Source organism: Paractinoplanes tereljensis, assembly GCF_016862435.1.
GTDB lineage: Bacteria > Actinomycetota > Actinomycetes > Mycobacteriales > Micromonosporaceae > Actinoplanes > Actinoplanes tereljensis.
In genome coordinates, this window is the sequence record NZ_BOMY01000040.1 from 1 (window position 1) to 16,725 (window position 16,725).

General features: G+C 66.6%; 10 protein-coding genes. 5 read left to right on the plus strand and 5 right to left on the minus strand.

Going from position 1 to position 16,725, the window contains the following annotated elements:
• Positions 1-436: hypothetical protein (locus tag Ate02nite_RS30620; protein WP_203811327.1), on the plus strand; the 436-nt coding region annotated here is incomplete at its 5' end.
• A 496-nt stretch (positions 437-932) separates the two neighbouring features.
• On the opposite strand, the gene Ate02nite_RS30625 is transcribed toward Ate02nite_RS30620, so the two are convergent.
• A complete protein-coding gene (locus Ate02nite_RS30625) occupies positions 933-1,196 on the minus strand; it encodes a hypothetical protein (RefSeq protein ID WP_203811328.1) in 264 nt (87 codons plus the stop codon).
• 14 nt (positions 1,197-1,210) lie between these two features.
• Positions 1,211-10,198, minus strand: coding sequence for a LamG-like jellyroll fold domain-containing protein (locus tag Ate02nite_RS30630; protein WP_203811329.1), 8,988 nt, complete (start codon positions 10,196-10,198; stop codon positions 1,211-1,213).
• A 464-nt stretch (positions 10,199-10,662) separates the two neighbouring features.
• On the opposite strand from Ate02nite_RS30630, the gene mycP reads away from it, so the two are divergent.
• Positions 10,663-11,742 (plus strand): type VII secretion-associated serine protease mycosin, encoded by a 1,080-nt coding sequence (gene mycP, locus Ate02nite_RS30635; protein WP_203811330.1) that lies wholly within the window; start codon positions 10,663-10,665, stop codon positions 11,740-11,742.
• On the opposite strand, the gene Ate02nite_RS30640 is transcribed toward mycP, so the two are convergent.
• Together Ate02nite_RS30640 and Ate02nite_RS30645 are read right to left on the minus strand one after the other, a co-directional pair.
• Positions 11,708-12,145, minus strand: coding sequence for a hypothetical protein (locus Ate02nite_RS30640; RefSeq protein WP_203811331.1), 438 nt, complete (start codon positions 12,143-12,145; stop codon positions 11,708-11,710). The two genes, mycP and Ate02nite_RS30640, sit on opposite strands and share 35 nt — an antisense overlap.
• A 165-nt stretch (positions 12,146-12,310) precedes the next feature.
• Complete coding sequence (locus Ate02nite_RS30645; RefSeq protein ID WP_203811332.1) at positions 12,311-12,700, minus strand: hypothetical protein; 390 nt, start codon at positions 12,698-12,700, stop codon at positions 12,311-12,313.
• Positions 12,701-13,131: 431 nt separating this feature from the next.
• On the opposite strand from Ate02nite_RS30645, the gene Ate02nite_RS30650 reads away from it, so the two are divergent.
• The 3 genes from Ate02nite_RS30650 (at position 13,132) to Ate02nite_RS30660 (ending at position 15,054) form a co-directional block, all read left to right on the plus strand.
• Positions 13,132-13,533 carry a hypothetical protein gene (locus Ate02nite_RS30650; RefSeq protein ID WP_203811333.1) on the plus strand — a complete coding sequence of 134 codons (402 nt, stop codon included), beginning with the start codon at positions 13,132-13,134 and terminating at the stop codon, positions 13,531-13,533.
• Positions 13,534-14,222: 689 nt separating this feature from the next.
• Complete coding sequence (locus tag Ate02nite_RS30655; protein WP_239147814.1) at positions 14,223-14,540, plus strand: AbrB/MazE/SpoVT family DNA-binding domain-containing protein; 318 nt, start codon at positions 14,223-14,225, stop codon at positions 14,538-14,540.
• Positions 14,541-14,625: 85 nt separating this feature from the next.
• Positions 14,626-15,054, plus strand: coding sequence for a glycosyltransferase (locus tag Ate02nite_RS30660; protein WP_203811334.1), 429 nt, complete (start codon positions 14,626-14,628; stop codon positions 15,052-15,054).
• Here the strand turns inward: Ate02nite_RS30660 and Ate02nite_RS30665 are convergent.
• The gene (locus Ate02nite_RS30665; RefSeq protein WP_203811335.1) at positions 15,040-16,497 is read right to left on the minus strand and encodes a cryptochrome/photolyase family protein; all 1,458 of its coding nucleotides are present in this window, start codon (positions 16,495-16,497) and stop codon (positions 15,040-15,042) included. The genes Ate02nite_RS30660 and Ate02nite_RS30665 overlap by 15 nt on opposite strands.
• Positions 16,498-16,725: the final 228 nt, after the last annotated feature.

Genomic DNA, 16,725 nt, shown 5'->3' on the forward strand with positions numbered 1-16,725 from the left:
CATCGCCGCGTTGGATCAGGTTCAGGAACGCAGCGGTCAACGGTTCGCAATCCCAGAACAAATCAGCATCGAGGAGCGCGGCGACCTTCTGCTGGCTGCTCAACTCCTCGCCGGCGAACGGGTGCGGATTCCCGGTTCCAGCCTCATCATCATCTTGGAGCCTCCAGCTTTCGAGGCCTTCCTGGAGGGAGCACACGACGCTACCGGCGGAGTCGACGTGGAAGGACCTCGCTACGTCGTCCACTGCGGCCCGCACCAAATACTGCTCGGCCGCGTCAAGGTACTGGCCCCCGTTGCCCGGTTGACCAACCTCGACGAAGTGCGAGCCGCCGAGGGCACTGGAGTTAGCGTCAAGGCCCACTATCAGCTGCCCGACGAGACCGGCTACTTCCTCCAACTCCTGCCCAGCGACTACCTCACCATAGCCAATTGCTGAACATATCAGCGCATCATCCAGGGTCTTCGCCCTGCAAACGAATCAATCCGAGCCCACAGCTCCGGGTGGCGCTGAATTACGCGCAACGGGCGCCAGCTGCCAGGTTTCGGAGGACACGCAGGAACTCTCGGGTCGGGTCAACGCCAATCAAGTTCGATGCACGGTAGAGCAGGCTTATCGCAGTGAGCACCTCTCGGAAATCATCGGTCAAGATTGATACGAACTGGGCGGCAATCCGACCTATACGAATCTCCGCCATGCTCTTGTCGCGAACCGCACGTGGCGCCATACGGCTGGAAACACGCTGAGCACAGTCCACGCATCCCACGACAACTCAGACTGAATGCTCAAGAAGAGGGCCGATCGGTCAACTAGGCTTTCGCACCGAGGTCACCCGCGGTCCAGCAGATACACCCGTCAGGCGTAAACGCTTCCCTCATCCCCCACCTGCCAATGCCTCGGCTCGCTAACGACTCCAGCAATACGGGCAATCACCTCACGAGATGACCTCGACAGTGAATCCAGCATACTCGAGCGCCTTGATCGTTTCCTCCAAAATCTCGCTTGCCGGCAGAGGGGTGCCCATAGGGATCGAATCGGAGTAGATCACCAATGACATTGGCGGGTGCAGCATCTCGGAGTCAATTTCAATAGCCACTCCATTTACATGATAACGAAGACCTGCGCGCCCAAGTATTTCCAGCGTCCGCCCAGAAGAGCTCGCGATCAGGTTCGGACCGGGCTGCGAGAATTGATACATAGTTACCAGGTTTCCTAATCGACAATGTGATACTGAATTTTGACGCCGTTTTCACGAAGGATTTTATACTCGACGTTAGCCCAGAAGCTATTCACTGAGGTGCCCGCACTCACCTGGAATACATGGGCCACCCCCTTGGCCCCTTGTGCGAATTCAGTCGATCCCTTCTCCCACAGCGGCCAAGCCTCCTCCCAGGAAAGACCGGCTGCGGCTGATTGCACATCGCGACCAGCCGGACTCATTTCCATAGTGATCCCACCGTTTTCTCTCGCCCACTTCTCCGCGGCATCTCTCGCCTTCCGTCCACCAGACCAGAATATCCGGGCGTCTTCCTCGGTTTCAGCGTCACCACGTGCCGATGGCTCCGAACCACAGTCCCAGGCGGTTGCCCTGGGGCTTTGGCCGTCGCGTTTGAGGCCGGCGACCGTGCAGCCGTCCTCTTCCCAGTAGACGTGTTGGGGGTTAGGGACGGTGTTGCTGTCCGAGCCCTCCTGCGGCGCTTTGGCGCTGTCGCGCACGTCGGGTTCAGCCTCGGTGGCCTGCCCAGCCTGACCGGTCGCTTCGACCGGGCCGTTAGAGCGGGTGGGCACTGTCTCCGTGGGTTTCTTCGGCGCATTGGCCGGGGTGCAGGACAGGCTGTCGGATGCCGCCAGGGCATACCCGGCACCGACGATGGTGATGATGCCCGCGGCGACGAGCGCTCCTGTGCCCCAGACCGGTGCCGTGGCGACGGCACCGACCAGCAGCACACCGCCGGCAGCGTATCCCCACGCCGAAGACGTGAGCCAGCTGCTGCCTCCCCCGTTGGAGCTGCCGCGGGACGCGGTCGACGACTGGACCCGGTCACGCTGGTTGTCGTACGCGTTGTCACGCCCAGCCCGGTTGCCGTTGGCGTAGCCGTTGCTGCCGTGAGAGCCACCGCCGCTACCGTGCGAGCCGCCGCTGCCGTGGGAGCCGCCGCCGGAGCCTGCGTTGGATCCGCCGCCCGAACCGCCGCCACCACCATTGCCGCGGGGTTGGGTGCGTTCGAGGTCTCGGGCCCTCTCCTCGGACAGCTGGCGCAACTTGTCGGCCGCCGCCTTGGCCAGCTGGTACCAGCGGTCGCCAGCCGCTGCCGCCGCAGCCTGCGACGCCTTCGCCTTCGCGGCGGTCTGCAGGTTGGCGCTGCACGCGTCGTGACCGCTGGGGTCGCTGTTACCGAGCGGGTCGTCGTTGCCGTAGGCATACGGGTTCGCGTTGACCGCCGGGACAGGCTGATTCTGTTGACTGTCGGCGCTGGTGAAGCCCCCGGTGGCCGGGTTGTACCAGCGGGACGCGGCGTTGACGAAGCTGGTGGCCGGGTCGGTCCATCCGCCCTGGAAGCCCAGGTCGGACCGGGTGCCGCTACCGGCCAGGACGTTGCCGTATGGGTCGTAGCTGGCAGAGCTGGTCAGGCTGGAGCCGGTGGCGGTGAAGGTGCCGGTGACGTCGCCGTGGCGGTCGACGTTGAGGAAGACCCCGGCACTGTTGATTCTGGCGGAGAGCAGGTCACCATCGGCGGTACGGCCGAACGTCTGCGTCCCATCAAAGGACACCTGGTTGGAAAGGTCGCCGTAGCTCAGGGATCGACTCGTACCACCTGCGCTGACCGTGGTGAGCCGGCCCAGCGCGTCGTACCCGTAGCTCGTGGCGCCGTTGGTGATCTGCTGGTCGTACGCGTCCGAGGTGATCGCGGTCGTGGTGCCACCGGCGGTGATCGCTGCGGTGGTGCCCCGGCCGGTGTAGCTGAACCCGGTCGTGGTGCTGCCGTTGGTCGCCGAGGTGACCTGTGACCGGGCGTTGTAGGTGTACGTGGCCGGGCCGGCCCGGGTCCGGTTACCCGCCGGGTCGTACGAGTACGGCGTAGTCGCCGAGCCCGCGGTCCAGGTGGACAGGCGGCCGGCGTCGTCGTACGTGTAGGTGTTGCTGCCCGCCCCCGCGACCCCACTGGTCGTCTTCGAGGTGACATGCCCGGCCGGGTCGTAGCCGTAGGTGACTGACGCCTGCACCGCCCCAGCCGGGTTCTTCAGCACGTCGGCAGTGAGTTGATGCAGGTCGTCGTAGCCGTAGGCGCGGCTCGGGCCGCCGGAGCCGTAGGCGACCGTGCTGGGCTGGCCGACCTTGTTGTAGCCGACGGATATGTCGGCGCCGGTCAGCGGATCGTGCTGGCTGGTCTGCCGGCCGGCGAGGTCGTAGCCGTAGGTGGTGGTGCCGCCCGAGTCGGCCTGTGTGGTGAGCTGCCCGGCCGCGTCGTAGCCGAAGGTGGTGTTCCAGCCGGGCATGCTCGAGGTCAGCAGGAGGCCCCGGTCGTCGTAGCTGAACCGTTCGGTGCCGTTGGCGCCGGTCGCGGTGAGCAGCCGGTCGGCGGCGTCGTAGGTGTAGGCGCGGTCGGTGGTGACGGCTTCGGCGCCGGTGCCGGACTGTTGCGTGAGCCGCCCGGTGTCGTCGTAGGTGTTGGTGACCGTCACGTTGCCGGGCCGGGTGCTGCTGACCAGCCGGCCGGCGACGTCGTAGCGCTGCCAGGTGGTGCGGTCGGCCGCCACGGTCTGCCCGGCGACTGCCGGCACCACGGTGGATTCGAGCTGCCCGAGCGGGTTGTACGTGTAGGTGGTGGCGTTGGTGTTCGGGTCGGTGTAACGGGTGGTGTGGCTGTCCGCGTCGTACCCGAAGGAGGTGTTGATGGTCTGACCGGTGGCGCCGGGCTGGCTCTGGCTGGTGTTGCGGTTCAGCGCGTCCCAGGTCGCCGTGGTTGTCTTGCTGCGTGGGTCGGTCGCGGAGGTCCGGTTGCCCGCGGCGTCGTAGCCGAAGGTGTAGCTGCGCAGCGTGGTGCCGGCCGCGTTCTGGTCGGTGATCGTGTTGAGTCGGCCGGCCTGGTCGTAGCTGCCGATCGTGGCGGTGCCGTCCGCGGCGGTCTGCTTCAGCAGTTGGTCGGCCAGGTTGTACGTGTAGCCGGTGGTGTTGCCGAGTGGGTCGGTCTCGCTGGTCACCCGGTTGAGGTGGTCGAAACTCCGCTTGCTCACGTGCCCGAGTGGGTCGGTGATGGTGGCGAGGTTTCCGGCCATGTCGTAGCCGTACCTGCTGGTGTACGCCGCGGTGGTCGTGCCGCGCACGATCTGGGTCGAGGTCAGGATCTGGCCGAGGTTGTTGTATGTGGACTCGGTGCGGCCGCCGGAGGCGTCCGTCTGGGACAGGGGCTCGCCGATGGTGTCGTACGAGGTGCGAGTGGTTCGGCCGTCCTGTTGTGTCTGGCTGACCTGGTTGCCGAGTTGGTCGTAGCCGTACCCGATGTCCTTACCGCGCGGGTCGGTGACCTTGGTCAGCTGGCCCAGCCGGTCGTAGGCGTACCGGACGACCGGAGTGACCGCGGCGGTGGCACCGGGCGGGGTGTACGCCGGCCACGCGGTCGCCCGCAGCAGGCCGCCGGCGTCGTACGTGTTGGTGGTGATCTTCCCGGTCGCGCTCTGCAGTTCGGCCGACTCGCCGAATGTGTTGTACCCGGTCAGCGTCGTGGCGGCGGCCATCGCTGCGGTGCCGCCGACGTTCTCGGTCGATACCGGCGGCGTGGTCACCCCGACCTGCTGGCCGGCCTCGTCATACCGGTAGGTGGTGGTATAGGCGGCGGCGGTTGCGCCCGAGGCGTTCCCGCGCGGGTCGGTCTGCGACATCACCAGGTTGCGCTGGTCGTATGTCATGCTCGTGGTCAGCGTCGCTGACCCGTTGGTTACCGCCTGCGACGTCAGCCGACCGACCGCGTCGTACTGGAATGCCAGGTTCCGGGTATCGGCGCCGCCGGTAACCGTCTGGGTGAGCACGTTGTCGCCAGGGTCGTACGTCTGGCTCACTGCGATGTTGGCGCCGGACGGGTCGGTTACGGCCCTCGTGACCCGGTTCGCCGCGTCGACTGTCCACTGGCTCTGCCTGGTGCAGCCCGCCGCTGCGGTCCACCAATCGCACTCGGCGACCTTGTTACCAGCGGCGTCGTAGGTGAACCTGGCAGTGACGACCGCGTCCGGCGTTCCCGCTGCCTCGGTGACCGACTGCAACAGGTTGTCGTCGAAGTAGGTGTACGCCGATGTGCGGCCCATCGTGTCGGTGACCGAAGCCAGGCGCCCGCCCGGGTCGTAAGCGCGGGATTCGAGCACCAGGTCGGTGGGCGCGGCCGGCGCGGCCGGATCGCCGGTCCAGCCTTGCAGCGTCGTGGTCTGCAGTTCGCCGACCGCGGAATAGCCGAACCGGTAGGCCAAGCCGTCGGGTGCAGTTCGACCGGTGTTGCGGCCGAACGTGTCGTAGCTGTAGCTGGTGCGATTGCCAAGAGCGTCGGTCACTGACTCGATTTGGCCGCCGGCGCCATAGGCGTAGTTGGCGGAGCGGGTGGCGTCGAGTCCGGTCTGTCCCTCGACCGGGGCCTTGCGGGTGTTGATGCAGCAAGGATCGTCCGGGCTTAGGTACACCTCGTCGTAGGTCTGTCCCCAGTCGGCGGTGGTCTGTGAGGTGACGTTTCCGTCGGGGTCGTAGGCGATCGTTGTGGCCGCGGTGTGCAGCTTGCCTGTCACCGCGTCCGTGGTGGCCGGCTCGACCTTGCGCGTGAGTCGGCCCAAATCGTCGTAGGTGAATTCGGTGGTCAGCCCGTCCGGGTAGGCGTCCGACTTCACCGACATCTTGGTGATGTAGTACCGATAGATGTCGATGTCGTACTGGGTTACTCGGCCGGACGGCTCGTTTACACCGCCGAGAGCGCCGTAGGTGGTGTATTGGTAGGACTTCTTGGCGCCGCGCGGGTCAGTCACGGCGGCGATCAGGCCGGCGGGCGTGTAGCCCGGGCGGCCGACAGCCGGTGTCGTCGCGGTCGTGTACTCGTACGTCGTGGTGCGCCCGTTCGGCGACTCCGCAGTCGGCGGCGTGACGATCGTGGCGATGTCACCCGTGTCGGTCCAGGTGTAGGCGTTCCGGTATGCAGTGTTGGAGGTGCCGCTGCTACCGGCGCGCCCGTCGGCGGAGAACAAGACTTTGCCGTTGCGGGGGTCGACCGGGTTGCTGTCGTTCCAGTAGTAAGCGAACGAGCTGGTCTGGCAGGAGCTGGCGGTCTGGCAGGTGGTCTGCTGAAGCGGGTTGCCGTGGTTGTCGAAGACACGCGTCTGGCTGTGACCGTTGGGGTCGGTGATGCCGACCCGGTTGCCGAGCATGTCGTAGGTGAAGCTGGTGGTCTGGCCGAGCGCGTTGGTGGCCGCGGTGGTGCGCATTCCGTTTCCGGGGTCCATCGCGATCACGGAGGTCTTTGACCCCGGGTCGGTGACTGTCACCCCGGTGACTGGCATGGGGCTCATCGCCGAGCCCTTGGCCTGGTAGAGGTAGGCGGCAGCACCTGGGGTGATCGCTTCGACGTCGAGGGCGTAGAGCGCGGCCTGGGCAATCTGGCCCTTGAAGTAGCCGTGTGGGTTGCCCTGCTGCGCTGCGGGCCAGACGTTGGTATAGCCGGCGCCGATGGTGGTGTTCCGCATGTTCCACCCGGTGGTGTACCCGGCGATCGATGTGCCGGAGCGGGTGGCTTGCCGGACGCCGTCGATCCAGAGTGCCTGGCTGGTTCCGGAGGCGTTCAGGAGCACCATGTGCCACTGGCCGTCGTTGACGGCGGAGGTGGAGGTCATCGGGTTGAGCTGGTTGTCCCAGAACTGGCCGTGGACCTTGCCGTCGGTGCCGATGTACAGCGCAGGCGTGTAGTTGCCGGCCGTTGGCGTGCCGATCGGATCGCGCTGGTAGGAGAACAGAGTGCCGCCGGCGGTAGTGGTGCGGAACCATAGCGCGACCGACGCGCTGCCGGTGGAGTCGTCGGCTGCCCCGGCCGGTAGGGACAGGTAGGAGGACGTGCCGTCGAACGACCCAGCAGGATCGCCCGTATCACCGAAGACGCCCGGCGTTCCGAGGACAACGTTGCTGTAGACGCCGTCGCGCGTTCCATCCGCCGTGGCGTTCATGCCCAGCAGGTTGCGGGCGACGACCCCCGAGTCCTCGTTCATCGGATAGCCGTAGCTCGGCCGGGTGCTGAGCACGGCACCGCGGTAATAGTTGGTCGAGCCGGTCGTGACCGGTGCCCCGAACCGGTAGGTGCCGCCGTCGCCGGTGGTGACCGCGGTGACCCGATCGGTCAGCGCGTCGTAGGTGAGCGCGGCGCTGGTCCGGCCGGAGGGCAGCTTGCTGCTGACCAGTTCCCGGGCCGCCACCGTGCCGGCCGCGTACTCCTGCTGCACCGCTGGCAGGCCAAGCGGTTTCTGCAGCGCGAAAACTTCCTGGATCTGTCCGTTGAACCAACCCAGTGGGTTGTCGCTGGGTGCGGCGGGCCAGCGGGCGAGTTGTCCGGCCCCGACGGAGACGTATGGCTGGCTCGATGCCGGAACCGCGATCGTGCCGGCGGAGAGGGTCGCCACCTGGGCGCCGTCGAGGAACAATGCCTGGTCACTCCCGTGGCCCGAAAGGACGGCCTGGTGCCACTTGCCGTCGTTCACCGCGGCCGGCGAGACCATCGGGTTGACGTCGCTGTTCCAGAACTCCCCGCGCAGCTTCCCGTCCGTGCCTATATACAACGCCGGGGTGTAGTTCTCGCCCGTAGCGACACCGCCGGGCGTCGACTGGTAGCTGAACAGGCATCCGCCCGCTTGCGTTGTCTTGAACCACATGCCCACGGTCAGGTTGCTGCCATCCATCAGGTGATCCGGCAGCGCCACCTTCGAATTGGTCCCGTTGAACGACGCCGAGGTGGCCGGGGAGCCGGCCAGCGCGCCGGGTTGCCCGAGCGTGACGTTGGTCAGTGCCGCGTCGTAGGAACCAGCATTCACCGCGACCTGGTCAACGGCGCGGGTAGAACCGGCCGCGTCGGTCAGTCGCCAGTACGCGAGCGGGTTGGAGTCGAGCACCATCGACGACAGGTGCGAGCCTGAGTTCGCGCCCGTGTTGTAGGAGTAGCTGGTGCATGCGGTCGCGGACGTGGGTGGGCAGACGCTGGTCAGGTTGTTCGCCGAGTCGTAGCCGTAGGTCCAGTCCCGACGCCGGTGGTCGTTCAACTGCCGGACGGAAACCTTGGTGACATGGGGAACCAGGACCGTCGCTCCGGACGCGGTGGTCACCTGTCCCAGGGCCCAGTCGAACCAAAGCCCTTTGTCGTACGGGAGTTCGCCGGAGAACCGCGTCAACGCTGATTGCACGGTGGACGGGAGTTGGTACTTCCGGCTTACGCCGTCCGGGCCGATGAGGTCAAAGGCCGCCGTGCGAATCTGGATGTTGTATTCGTGCTGGTCGAAGATCCCGGTCAGACGTTTGTACGACTGGCCGGTTACCGGGTCCGTGGTGGTTCCGGCGAACTCGTAGCGCAGTCCGGATGGGTCCTTGAGGTAGTGATAGGTCGAGTCCTTGGTGAGCAGTTGCCGGCTGCCAGGGGGTGCGGTGTATGAGCCGTCCGCATTGACGCCGAAACGCTCCTGCTGCCCGTTCGGCATGACCACGACCACGCTGCCGGAGCCGTCCTCGTCCGGGACCAACCGCGAGTCCAGCAGGCTCGACCAGCCGGCCCCGAACATGTTGGATAGGTTCGGGTCGATGCTGTTGTAGGTCCGGCGGATCTCGTTGGCCGGGCCGACCAGCCGTTGCGTGACCGCGTCGACCACCTGGGTGGAGTAGTTGCCGGCCGCCGGGTTGACTCCGCTGACCGTCGCGTCGGCCGAGGCGGCACCGAGGTGGCTGGTCAGCAACGGCTGAGCGGGTGACGGCACGCTGAAGTAGCCCGGCTGCGACCAGGCCGAGGCCTTGTTTCCATCGCTGACCTGCGCCTGCCAGTAATAGGTCCTGCCCCAGGAAAGCTTCCCGGCCGGTACGACCCAGCGCGACGAGGCCGTGGAGCCGGAGGTAGCCAGCACGGTCGCCGACCCACTGGCGTACAGATTGAACGTGTAGCTGAGCGCGGTGCCGGGGTAGGCGTCGACATCGTGCGCGGTCATGTACAGCGTCGGCGTCAGTGTGTACTGCGTCGAATTGTTGTATGGGAAGAGCGAATCCATGACCGGCGCGTTGTTGACCACGTCCAGCGCGTAGCACGACTGCGGGATGCCGAGGCCGGAGAAGTATTGGCCGTTGTGCACCATGTCCCAGCACACCTGGTATGTGTTGCCCGGCGCCAACGCTGGAAGCGTCGCCGTTACCGTAGCCGACTTGTTCGGCGTCACGGTGCCCGGCATCGACGTCAAATAGTTCGAGGTCGAATACAGTGTCCGCACCCCGTTGGCCACCGTGTAGATCTGATAGCCGAGCTGGTAGCCGTTGGTCGGGGTCCATGTCGCCGAGCCCTCGTTCTGCACGGTGACGGTGGCCCAGCCGGTCTTGTTGTTCCACGGAGACGTGTAGAGCGTCTCGGCATACGAGGCGCCGGCGCCGTCCGCCGCATACTCGATCGACAGGTAGGCGTCGTCCGGGTTGAACTCCTTGTAGGCCAGGTCCTCGTACGGCGCGGTGATCGCCAGGCCGTTGTTCGCCGACCAGCCGTGCGCCCAGTTCGTGAAGGTGCGCGCGGAAAGTGGGACCACGCCCCACAGCCGGCCCTGCGAACAGTTGACCCCGCCGGTCCAAGACGCGCTGCCGATACTGGCCCCGGTTGATGGGCCGGGGAAGCTCTTCAGGGTGGCCGGGTTCCACGAGCCAGTGACCGGCGCGACGCTCACGGTGTTCGTGGAGCAGGCGCCCGAGTACTCCGTATCCAGGTACAGCTTGGCGCTGATCACATACGCGTTGGCGAACTGGGTGGCGAACCCGTCGAACTTCAGGAACGAGTTGTATTTGACGCCCTGCTTCGAGCCGACGTATAGCGCGTTGTCGCCGCTGTGGTTCTGCTCAGCATCGGACCCAACGTAGGTGCTGTCGCTCGCGGTCCGCTGCCCGGTGGGGTTCGTCACCGCCAGCGTCGACGCGCGGATCTCCGCCTTGAGCACGGGACTGGCGTGCAAGCCCGATCCCGAATTCGTGGCCTTGTGGGCGACAATCTTTGGTGCGTACTCCGCAACGGCGCCCTTCGGGCGCTTGGCCCTGGTCGCCGGCGCGGCCTTGGCACCCGCACCCGCGTCGGTGGCCGAGAGGGGTACGGCGTGAGCCTTACCGGCCGCGGTGCCCTGAGCCTGCCGCGGCGTCGCCGGAGTCGACTGCGGTCCGGTCGGCGACGGTGCCGCGATGGCCTGCGTTGGCGTCAATGCGGCCGTGAGCGCAAGCGCCAAAGCCGCCGAAAGACACACCCGTCCCATGCGCTTGGTGAACACGCGACCCACTCCCCGTTCGGCCGAATGCCAATGCGATCGCTTCGCCAGATCCACTCTGGACGCGGAGTTACCTTCTCATTACGAGATTGATAGAAGTAGATGGTTACCAGTGAGTTGGGTCACATTGCATACGTGCCGATCATGCCTACTGTCCTCGCGTGCAACTTCTCATCGGACTGGCGGCTCTCGCCCTGGCCATCCCCCCGACACCCCCCAATCAGCAGTGGGCTCTGGACGCACGGCACTTCGACGCCGCCCGTCTGTGGTCGCTGAGCACCGGCCGGGATGTCACCGTGGCGGTCGTGGACACCGGTGTTGACGCGCACCATCCCGACCTCGCCGGCCGGGTGCGAGCGGGCGCCGACTTCACCGGCGACGCCTCCGACGGCCGAGTCGATCGCTCTTCGAACGGGCACGGCACGTCGGTCGCCGGCATCATCGCCGGCTCCGGCACCGGTCCGGACCACATCAACGGCCTGGCGCCCGACGCCACAATTCTCCCGGTACGCATTTCCGACACGCTCGCCGGCGATCCCGCCGCCGTCGCGCAGGGCATCTACTACGCGGCCACCCATGGCGCCACGGTCATCAACGTGTCCATCTGCACGACCGTCCCAGATCCGCAGATCCGCAGTGCCGTCGATGACGCCCTTCGACGCGACATCGTGGTCATTGCAGCGGCCGGCAACGACGGCCTCACCGCTAATCCGCCCCAGTTCCCAGCAGCGCTACCCGGTGTCGTCGCCGTGGCAGCCTCCGATACCGCCGGCAACCGGTGGCCGAAGAGCGAATCCGGTCCGTACCTCGGACTGACCGCCCCCGGGGTGGACATCTACACGGCCGGCATCCAGGGCAGCCACCAGCAGTCGACCGGAACCAGCTTCGCCGCACCACACGTGGCGGCCACCGCCGCGCTGCTGCGCTCGCGGTATCCCCAGGAGAACGCGAGTCAGATCATCGGTCGGCTCACCGCCACCGCGCGCCACGCCGACACGGGACGCAGCGCACAATGGGGCTTCGGCATCATCGACCCGTACCGGGCGCTCACCGCACCGCCGGGGTCGCCCACCGCCAGCAATCCCCTGCTTCAGCCGCTCGCCGACACAAAGCCACCCGCCTCCGGTCCCGCCGGACGCCCAGCGTGGATCTGGCCGACTGTCGGCGCTGCCATCGCAGTTGCCGCCGCGTCGACGGTATTCGCAGTCAGGCGCCGACGTGGCGCGCGATCCAAGCGCTGAGGTCCGCATCATCACTCAGCACCTCGACATTGTCGCCCGCCTGCACCTTCCCGACGACCAAAAAACGCTGCTGCTTCGCCTTCGCCGCTACCTCCGTCGCTGCCGGGACCAACACCGCATCGGCAACGACGACCACGTCGCACCCGACCCCAACCAGACCGTTGAAGTACGGGCCCGCCGAGCCCGAGGCCGGCGCCACGAAGCTCTGAGCGTTAACCCGCCCACCAGCCGCAGCATCCTGAAGTTCAGCCCAAGCTCTTTTCGAGGAGGCCGACCCGCCGGAGGTACTGACCAGACAGGCTCGGAAGTTGCCGGCCACATTGTTCACTGGCGCCACCGGCTCCGGACCGGAATCGTCGCGGAGAACGACCACAGCAACAGCGCCGACGGCGATCACCGCCACGGCACCTCCGACGAAGGCCGCAACACGACTCATACGCACGCGCGCCAACGTATCCCGCCGCAACCACCCCGCTCGACCCAGCAACAGAATTCTTCGCAGCCACCAGGGCCGGACGTCGGCGCAACTCAACCTTGATCGGCCCCGGACACGCTAAACCCCACGAGGTCATTCACGTTTAGGCGTGACACCACGTGGGGTTCTCTGCATTCCGGCTATGGCTAGCGATGGGCGTTCCGCCCGGGATGATGGCTGGCGGCCACGCCGGCGACCGGACACCGGGAACGGCAGCGCCAACTGCACCGGCTCACGGGCCGGTGCTTCGTCTTCCTCAGGATCGACGGGTTCCTCCTTGGGATCGGCGGACACGGTTGGCCGTTCGCGTTCCTCGACGGCTTCGGCGCCGAGCAGATCGTCTTCCATTGGCTCCTGGACAGCGGCTTCGATCGTGATGCCTCTGGCACCGCACACGATGACCAGGTCGTTGACCCGCAGGAAGCCAGCGAAGTCGTCGGGCGCCTCGAAGAAGGCGAAGTCTTGGCGCGACGAACGGGCCATGCGGAACAGACCCGACCATCGCCAGCGCCCCCTACCAGCAGATCCTCGCCGTTCTCACCGCGAATCCGGCAGGGATGAGAGCCAAGGACGTCTGCCTCGCCGTCGGCGTCGACCCCACCCCGAAACACGTCGAAGGCGCCCGCGCACGACTCAAACGCATGGTCACTCGCAAGATCCTGACCGAGGACGAACCGGGCATATTCACCCTCATTCCGAAACGGACCTAACGTTTCCTACCGCCCTCTGAAACCTACCTGTCTGCTCCTTCGTGAACAGCTGGTCAACGACGTCCTGTCGGCGCTGATGCAGCGCACGCCTGCGGGACGGGGCAACGCATCGACCGGAGACGCTTTAACATCACCGCCAGATGATCATCCATTGTGTCTTCGCTGTTAAGGCGGCAGACATTGTGGAGAGGTGGAGGGAGCGTTATGAACAGCAGGACCAAGCGCATGGTCAAGCGCATTGCCGGTGGTGCTGCCGCTGTCGTCCTGAGCGTCACGTCCGGGCTGGTGGCTACCACGTCACCGGCTCAGGCGGCCGCCGACTGCGACGAGAGCATCTACATCCGCAACGGTGACGGCAGCGGCAAGTTCACCCGGACCGGGACGTTGGAAGCCGGGCCGTACGGCGCTTGTGACGACCGCAAGACGCTCGCCAAGGGCGCCAAGTTCTGGATCCACTGCTCGTGGCCGAACGACTACGGCAACCTCTGGTACTACGTGCGTCTCGAAGGCACCAGCACTTATGGCTGGGTATGGGAGGGCGACGTCTCCGTCAGCTACACCGACGACAACAACGACGGCATCCTGACGATCTACTCCTGCGGTTGATGACGTGCCGAACCGGCTCGGGTGCTTCCCGGGCCGGTTCCGCGCCGGAGTGATCATCCAGTGTTCTGTTCGCTTGGCAGGTAGAGGGGAACCCAAGCAGGCAGAACCCGTGATGTGACTGATCCTCATCTTTCACGCCATCGAGTGATCACCATCTAGCGCGAACCCGGAGAACGATCTCCAAACGCATCCAACGCATAGATCAAGTCAAACAGTTCGTAACCGCCCTCTCATATCAGAGGCACTCGGCGATGTCTCGTCGTAATACGTGGCAACCTAGCCGACCGGCGTGAGCCTCGCGGTCTGGCCGCTCAGGGCCGCTGCTGTTTATTGCGGTAGTGCGCTAAGGCCGGATCCAGCTAGTTTCGCCGCATGAACACTCGCTTCCAGCGGGTGTGCTGGACTCCGGGGATCAAGTCCCCCTCCGGACACAAAAATCCAGCGTATTCGCTGTTTCCAGGTGGCGAGTGGTCAGAGGCATCTGACCACTCGCTTTTTGCATCCCTAGCGCTCTCTGAGCCGCCTCCTGCTGGATCTTGGCGGCGGTCATGAGCCTCATCGGCCCCATCGCTCCGGTAATTCCGTCGTCGCCCAAACGGGTTCAACGGGTCACGAGTAAGCCGACGAAACCGCCTCTCGCTGCGCGCGCCCCGGACACGGGCACGGCTCCCCTCTGCAGCATCGCGGCCGTGGACCGCAGCGGACGGCTTATCGCTGTCGAGATCCTGGCCGCGCTCGGCTGGCGACCCGGAGTCCGCCTCGACGCTCGGGCCAGAGCCGGGCTCGTGCTAGTGACAGCCGACGAACAGGGCACCTTCGTCCTCCGGCGTCGCGACGAACTCCGGCTGCCGGCCACCGTTCGCCATTGGTCCGGACTGACCACCGGCTGCCGCGTCCTCCTGGTCGCGGAGCCCGAGTCCGAACGTCTCGTCATCCACCCGCCGGCCGCCCTCGGCGCCATGCTGCGCGAGTTCCACCAGGAAAAGCTCGGCGGTGATGCCACATGAGCCCGTCGATTACCCCACCAGCCGCGGCCGACGTCGAAGCAGCAAGGATGCTGCTGGAACGGCTCGGCGTCTCCCCTAGCGGGCGATGGAGCGGGCGGCACGTGAGGCCGGGGTCACGCTCTGGTGCGTAGTACGCGCCAACGGCCCGGTCCGCCGTTCAGACGCCGCCGAGCTGTTCACGTTCACCTACCTGCCCTTCGAGCAGCTCCTGGAACATGCTGCCGGGCTGATCCTGCACGGCGGACAGGGCAGCGCACTGGCCGCCCTGCGGTACGGCGTGCCGTCGCTCGCCATACCCGGCCGCCACTACGAGCGCCGCTACAACTCCGAGCGGATCGCCGCGCTGGGCGCCGGACTGCACGGTCAGCTGACCGATCTGCGCACCGGACGGCTGACCACGATCCTGGCGCAGATGCTGGCCGGTGGGTCGATGGCCGAGAACGCCCGCCGGGCCGGGACAAGCACGCCGGCGGGCAGGCCGGAACCGGTCGCCGCCTCGTCAGGGAGCCGATGAACCTCGCGCCTGCTCCTGCGCCAGTACGGCATCCAGGTCGTCGAGGCGGCGCAGGCCCTGCAACGGCCGACGCAACCGGTGATTACCGCTGAGCTGCGGCTCGTGGCGGGCGAGGAAGGCCCAGTAACCGGCGGTGTAGGGGCAGGCGTTCGCGCCGAGGCGGACCTTCGGGTCGTACCGGCAACCGCGGCAGTAGTCGCTCATCCGGTTGAGATAGGAGCCGCCGGCGGCGTACGGCTTGCTGCTCATCCGGCCGCCGTCGGCGTACTGGCTCATACCGATCACATTGGCCGTCATCACCCACTCGTACCCGTCGACGAAGCAGCGGTGGAACCAGTCGGCCACCGCGGCGGGGCTCCAGCCGCGCTGCATCGCGTAGTTGCCGAGCACCATCAGCCGGGGAATATGGTGCACCCAACCCCGGTCACGGACCCCGGCCAGCACGCCGGACAGGCAGCGCGCTTCGACCGCGTCGGCGTCGAGGTCGGCGAACCACGCCGGCAACTCCCGGTGGGCCTGCAGTTCGTCGGCGGCGCGATAGTGCGGCCCGAAATACCAGTACAGATGCCAGACGAAGTCGCGCCACCCGAGGATCTGCCGGATGAAGCCCTCCGCGCCGGCCAGCGGCGCGTTCCCGTCCCGATAGGCCCTCTCGGCCTGCTCGATCACTTCGAGCGGATCCAGCAATCCGAGATTGATCGCCGGACTGAGCAGGCTGTGCGCCATCCACGGGTCAGCGGCGAGCATCGCGTCCTCGCGCGGCCCGAACTCCGGCAGGCGGTGGTCGACGAAGTGCCGCAGCCGGGCCAACGCCTCCGCCCGGGTCGCCGGGAACAACCGTGGCCCGTCCGCACCGACGAAGACGATGCCGTCCTCCCGTTCCCAGCGGTCGAGATCGGCCCGGACCTGATCGTCTATCTCGTCCTCGACGATCGCCGGCGGTTCCGGCACACCGAGCCGAGCGCTGCCGCGCGGCGGCGGCTCCCGGTTGTCGGCATCGAGATTCCACCGGCCGCCCACCGGTTCGGCGCCCTCCATCAGCACGTCGTGATGCCGGCGGGCGTACCGGTAGAAGTCCTCCAACCGCAGATGGTCACGCCCGTCCGCCCAGGTGACGAAGTCCTGCGGCGTCGTGATGAAGCCGCGCGGTGGCAGCATCCGGACGTCCGGCAGCCGCCGGACCAGGTCCCGTGCCGCGCGGGAGGTCGGGTGGCAGACGGTGACCGGTTCGTCGACCGCCTCCGCGTACGTCCGCGCCTGCACCAGCCGGACGTCCCCCTCCTGGGCTCGGTGCCGTAGCGCGGACAGCACGAGGTGGGCCTTCTGCCGGTGAAAAGCGCGCCGGCGGAAGACCGCCTTCGACTCCACCAGCAGCACGGGTTGGCGGGGCGAGTCAAGGAAGTGCGGCCCCAACTGGTCGGCGAACAGCCAGCGACGTCTCATCCGGAACATGCTGCCGCACGGTCCGCGAATCGCCACGGAAAACCCGGTTCACCAGCCCTTCGGGCCGGAGCCACGGCAACGCTGGATCGCCTCGGTAACGAGGTTCGAGCGGTACTGACCTGCCTCTGCGCCCGCCCTGAGTCTCATCTATGTAACTACTTCGATTGCTGGCTGGCGGGGTCCAGGCGCATCCACATACTGAGTTGGTCACTTGTCCAACCCAGCCGA

Bases quoted from the DNA above. Each gene is read 5' to 3' on its own strand.
- Ate02nite_RS30625 (WP_203811328.1), bottom strand. From the start codon at position 1,196: ATGTATCAATTCTCGCAGCCCGGTCCGAACCTGATCGCGAGCTCTTCT.
- Ate02nite_RS30645 (WP_203811332.1), bottom strand. From the start codon at position 12,700: ATGGCCCGTTCGTCGCGCCAAGACTTCGCCTTCTTCGAGGCGCCCGAC.
- Ate02nite_RS30650 (WP_203811333.1), top strand. From the start codon at position 13,132: ATGAACAGCAGGACCAAGCGCATGGTCAAGCGCATTGCCGGTGGTGCT.
- Ate02nite_RS30660 (WP_203811334.1), top strand. From the start codon at position 14,626: ATGGAGCGGGCGGCACGTGAGGCCGGGGTCACGCTCTGGTGCGTAGTA.
- Ate02nite_RS30665 (WP_203811335.1), bottom strand. From the start codon at position 16,497: ATGAGACGTCGCTGGCTGTTCGCCGACCAGTTGGGGCCGCACTTCCTT.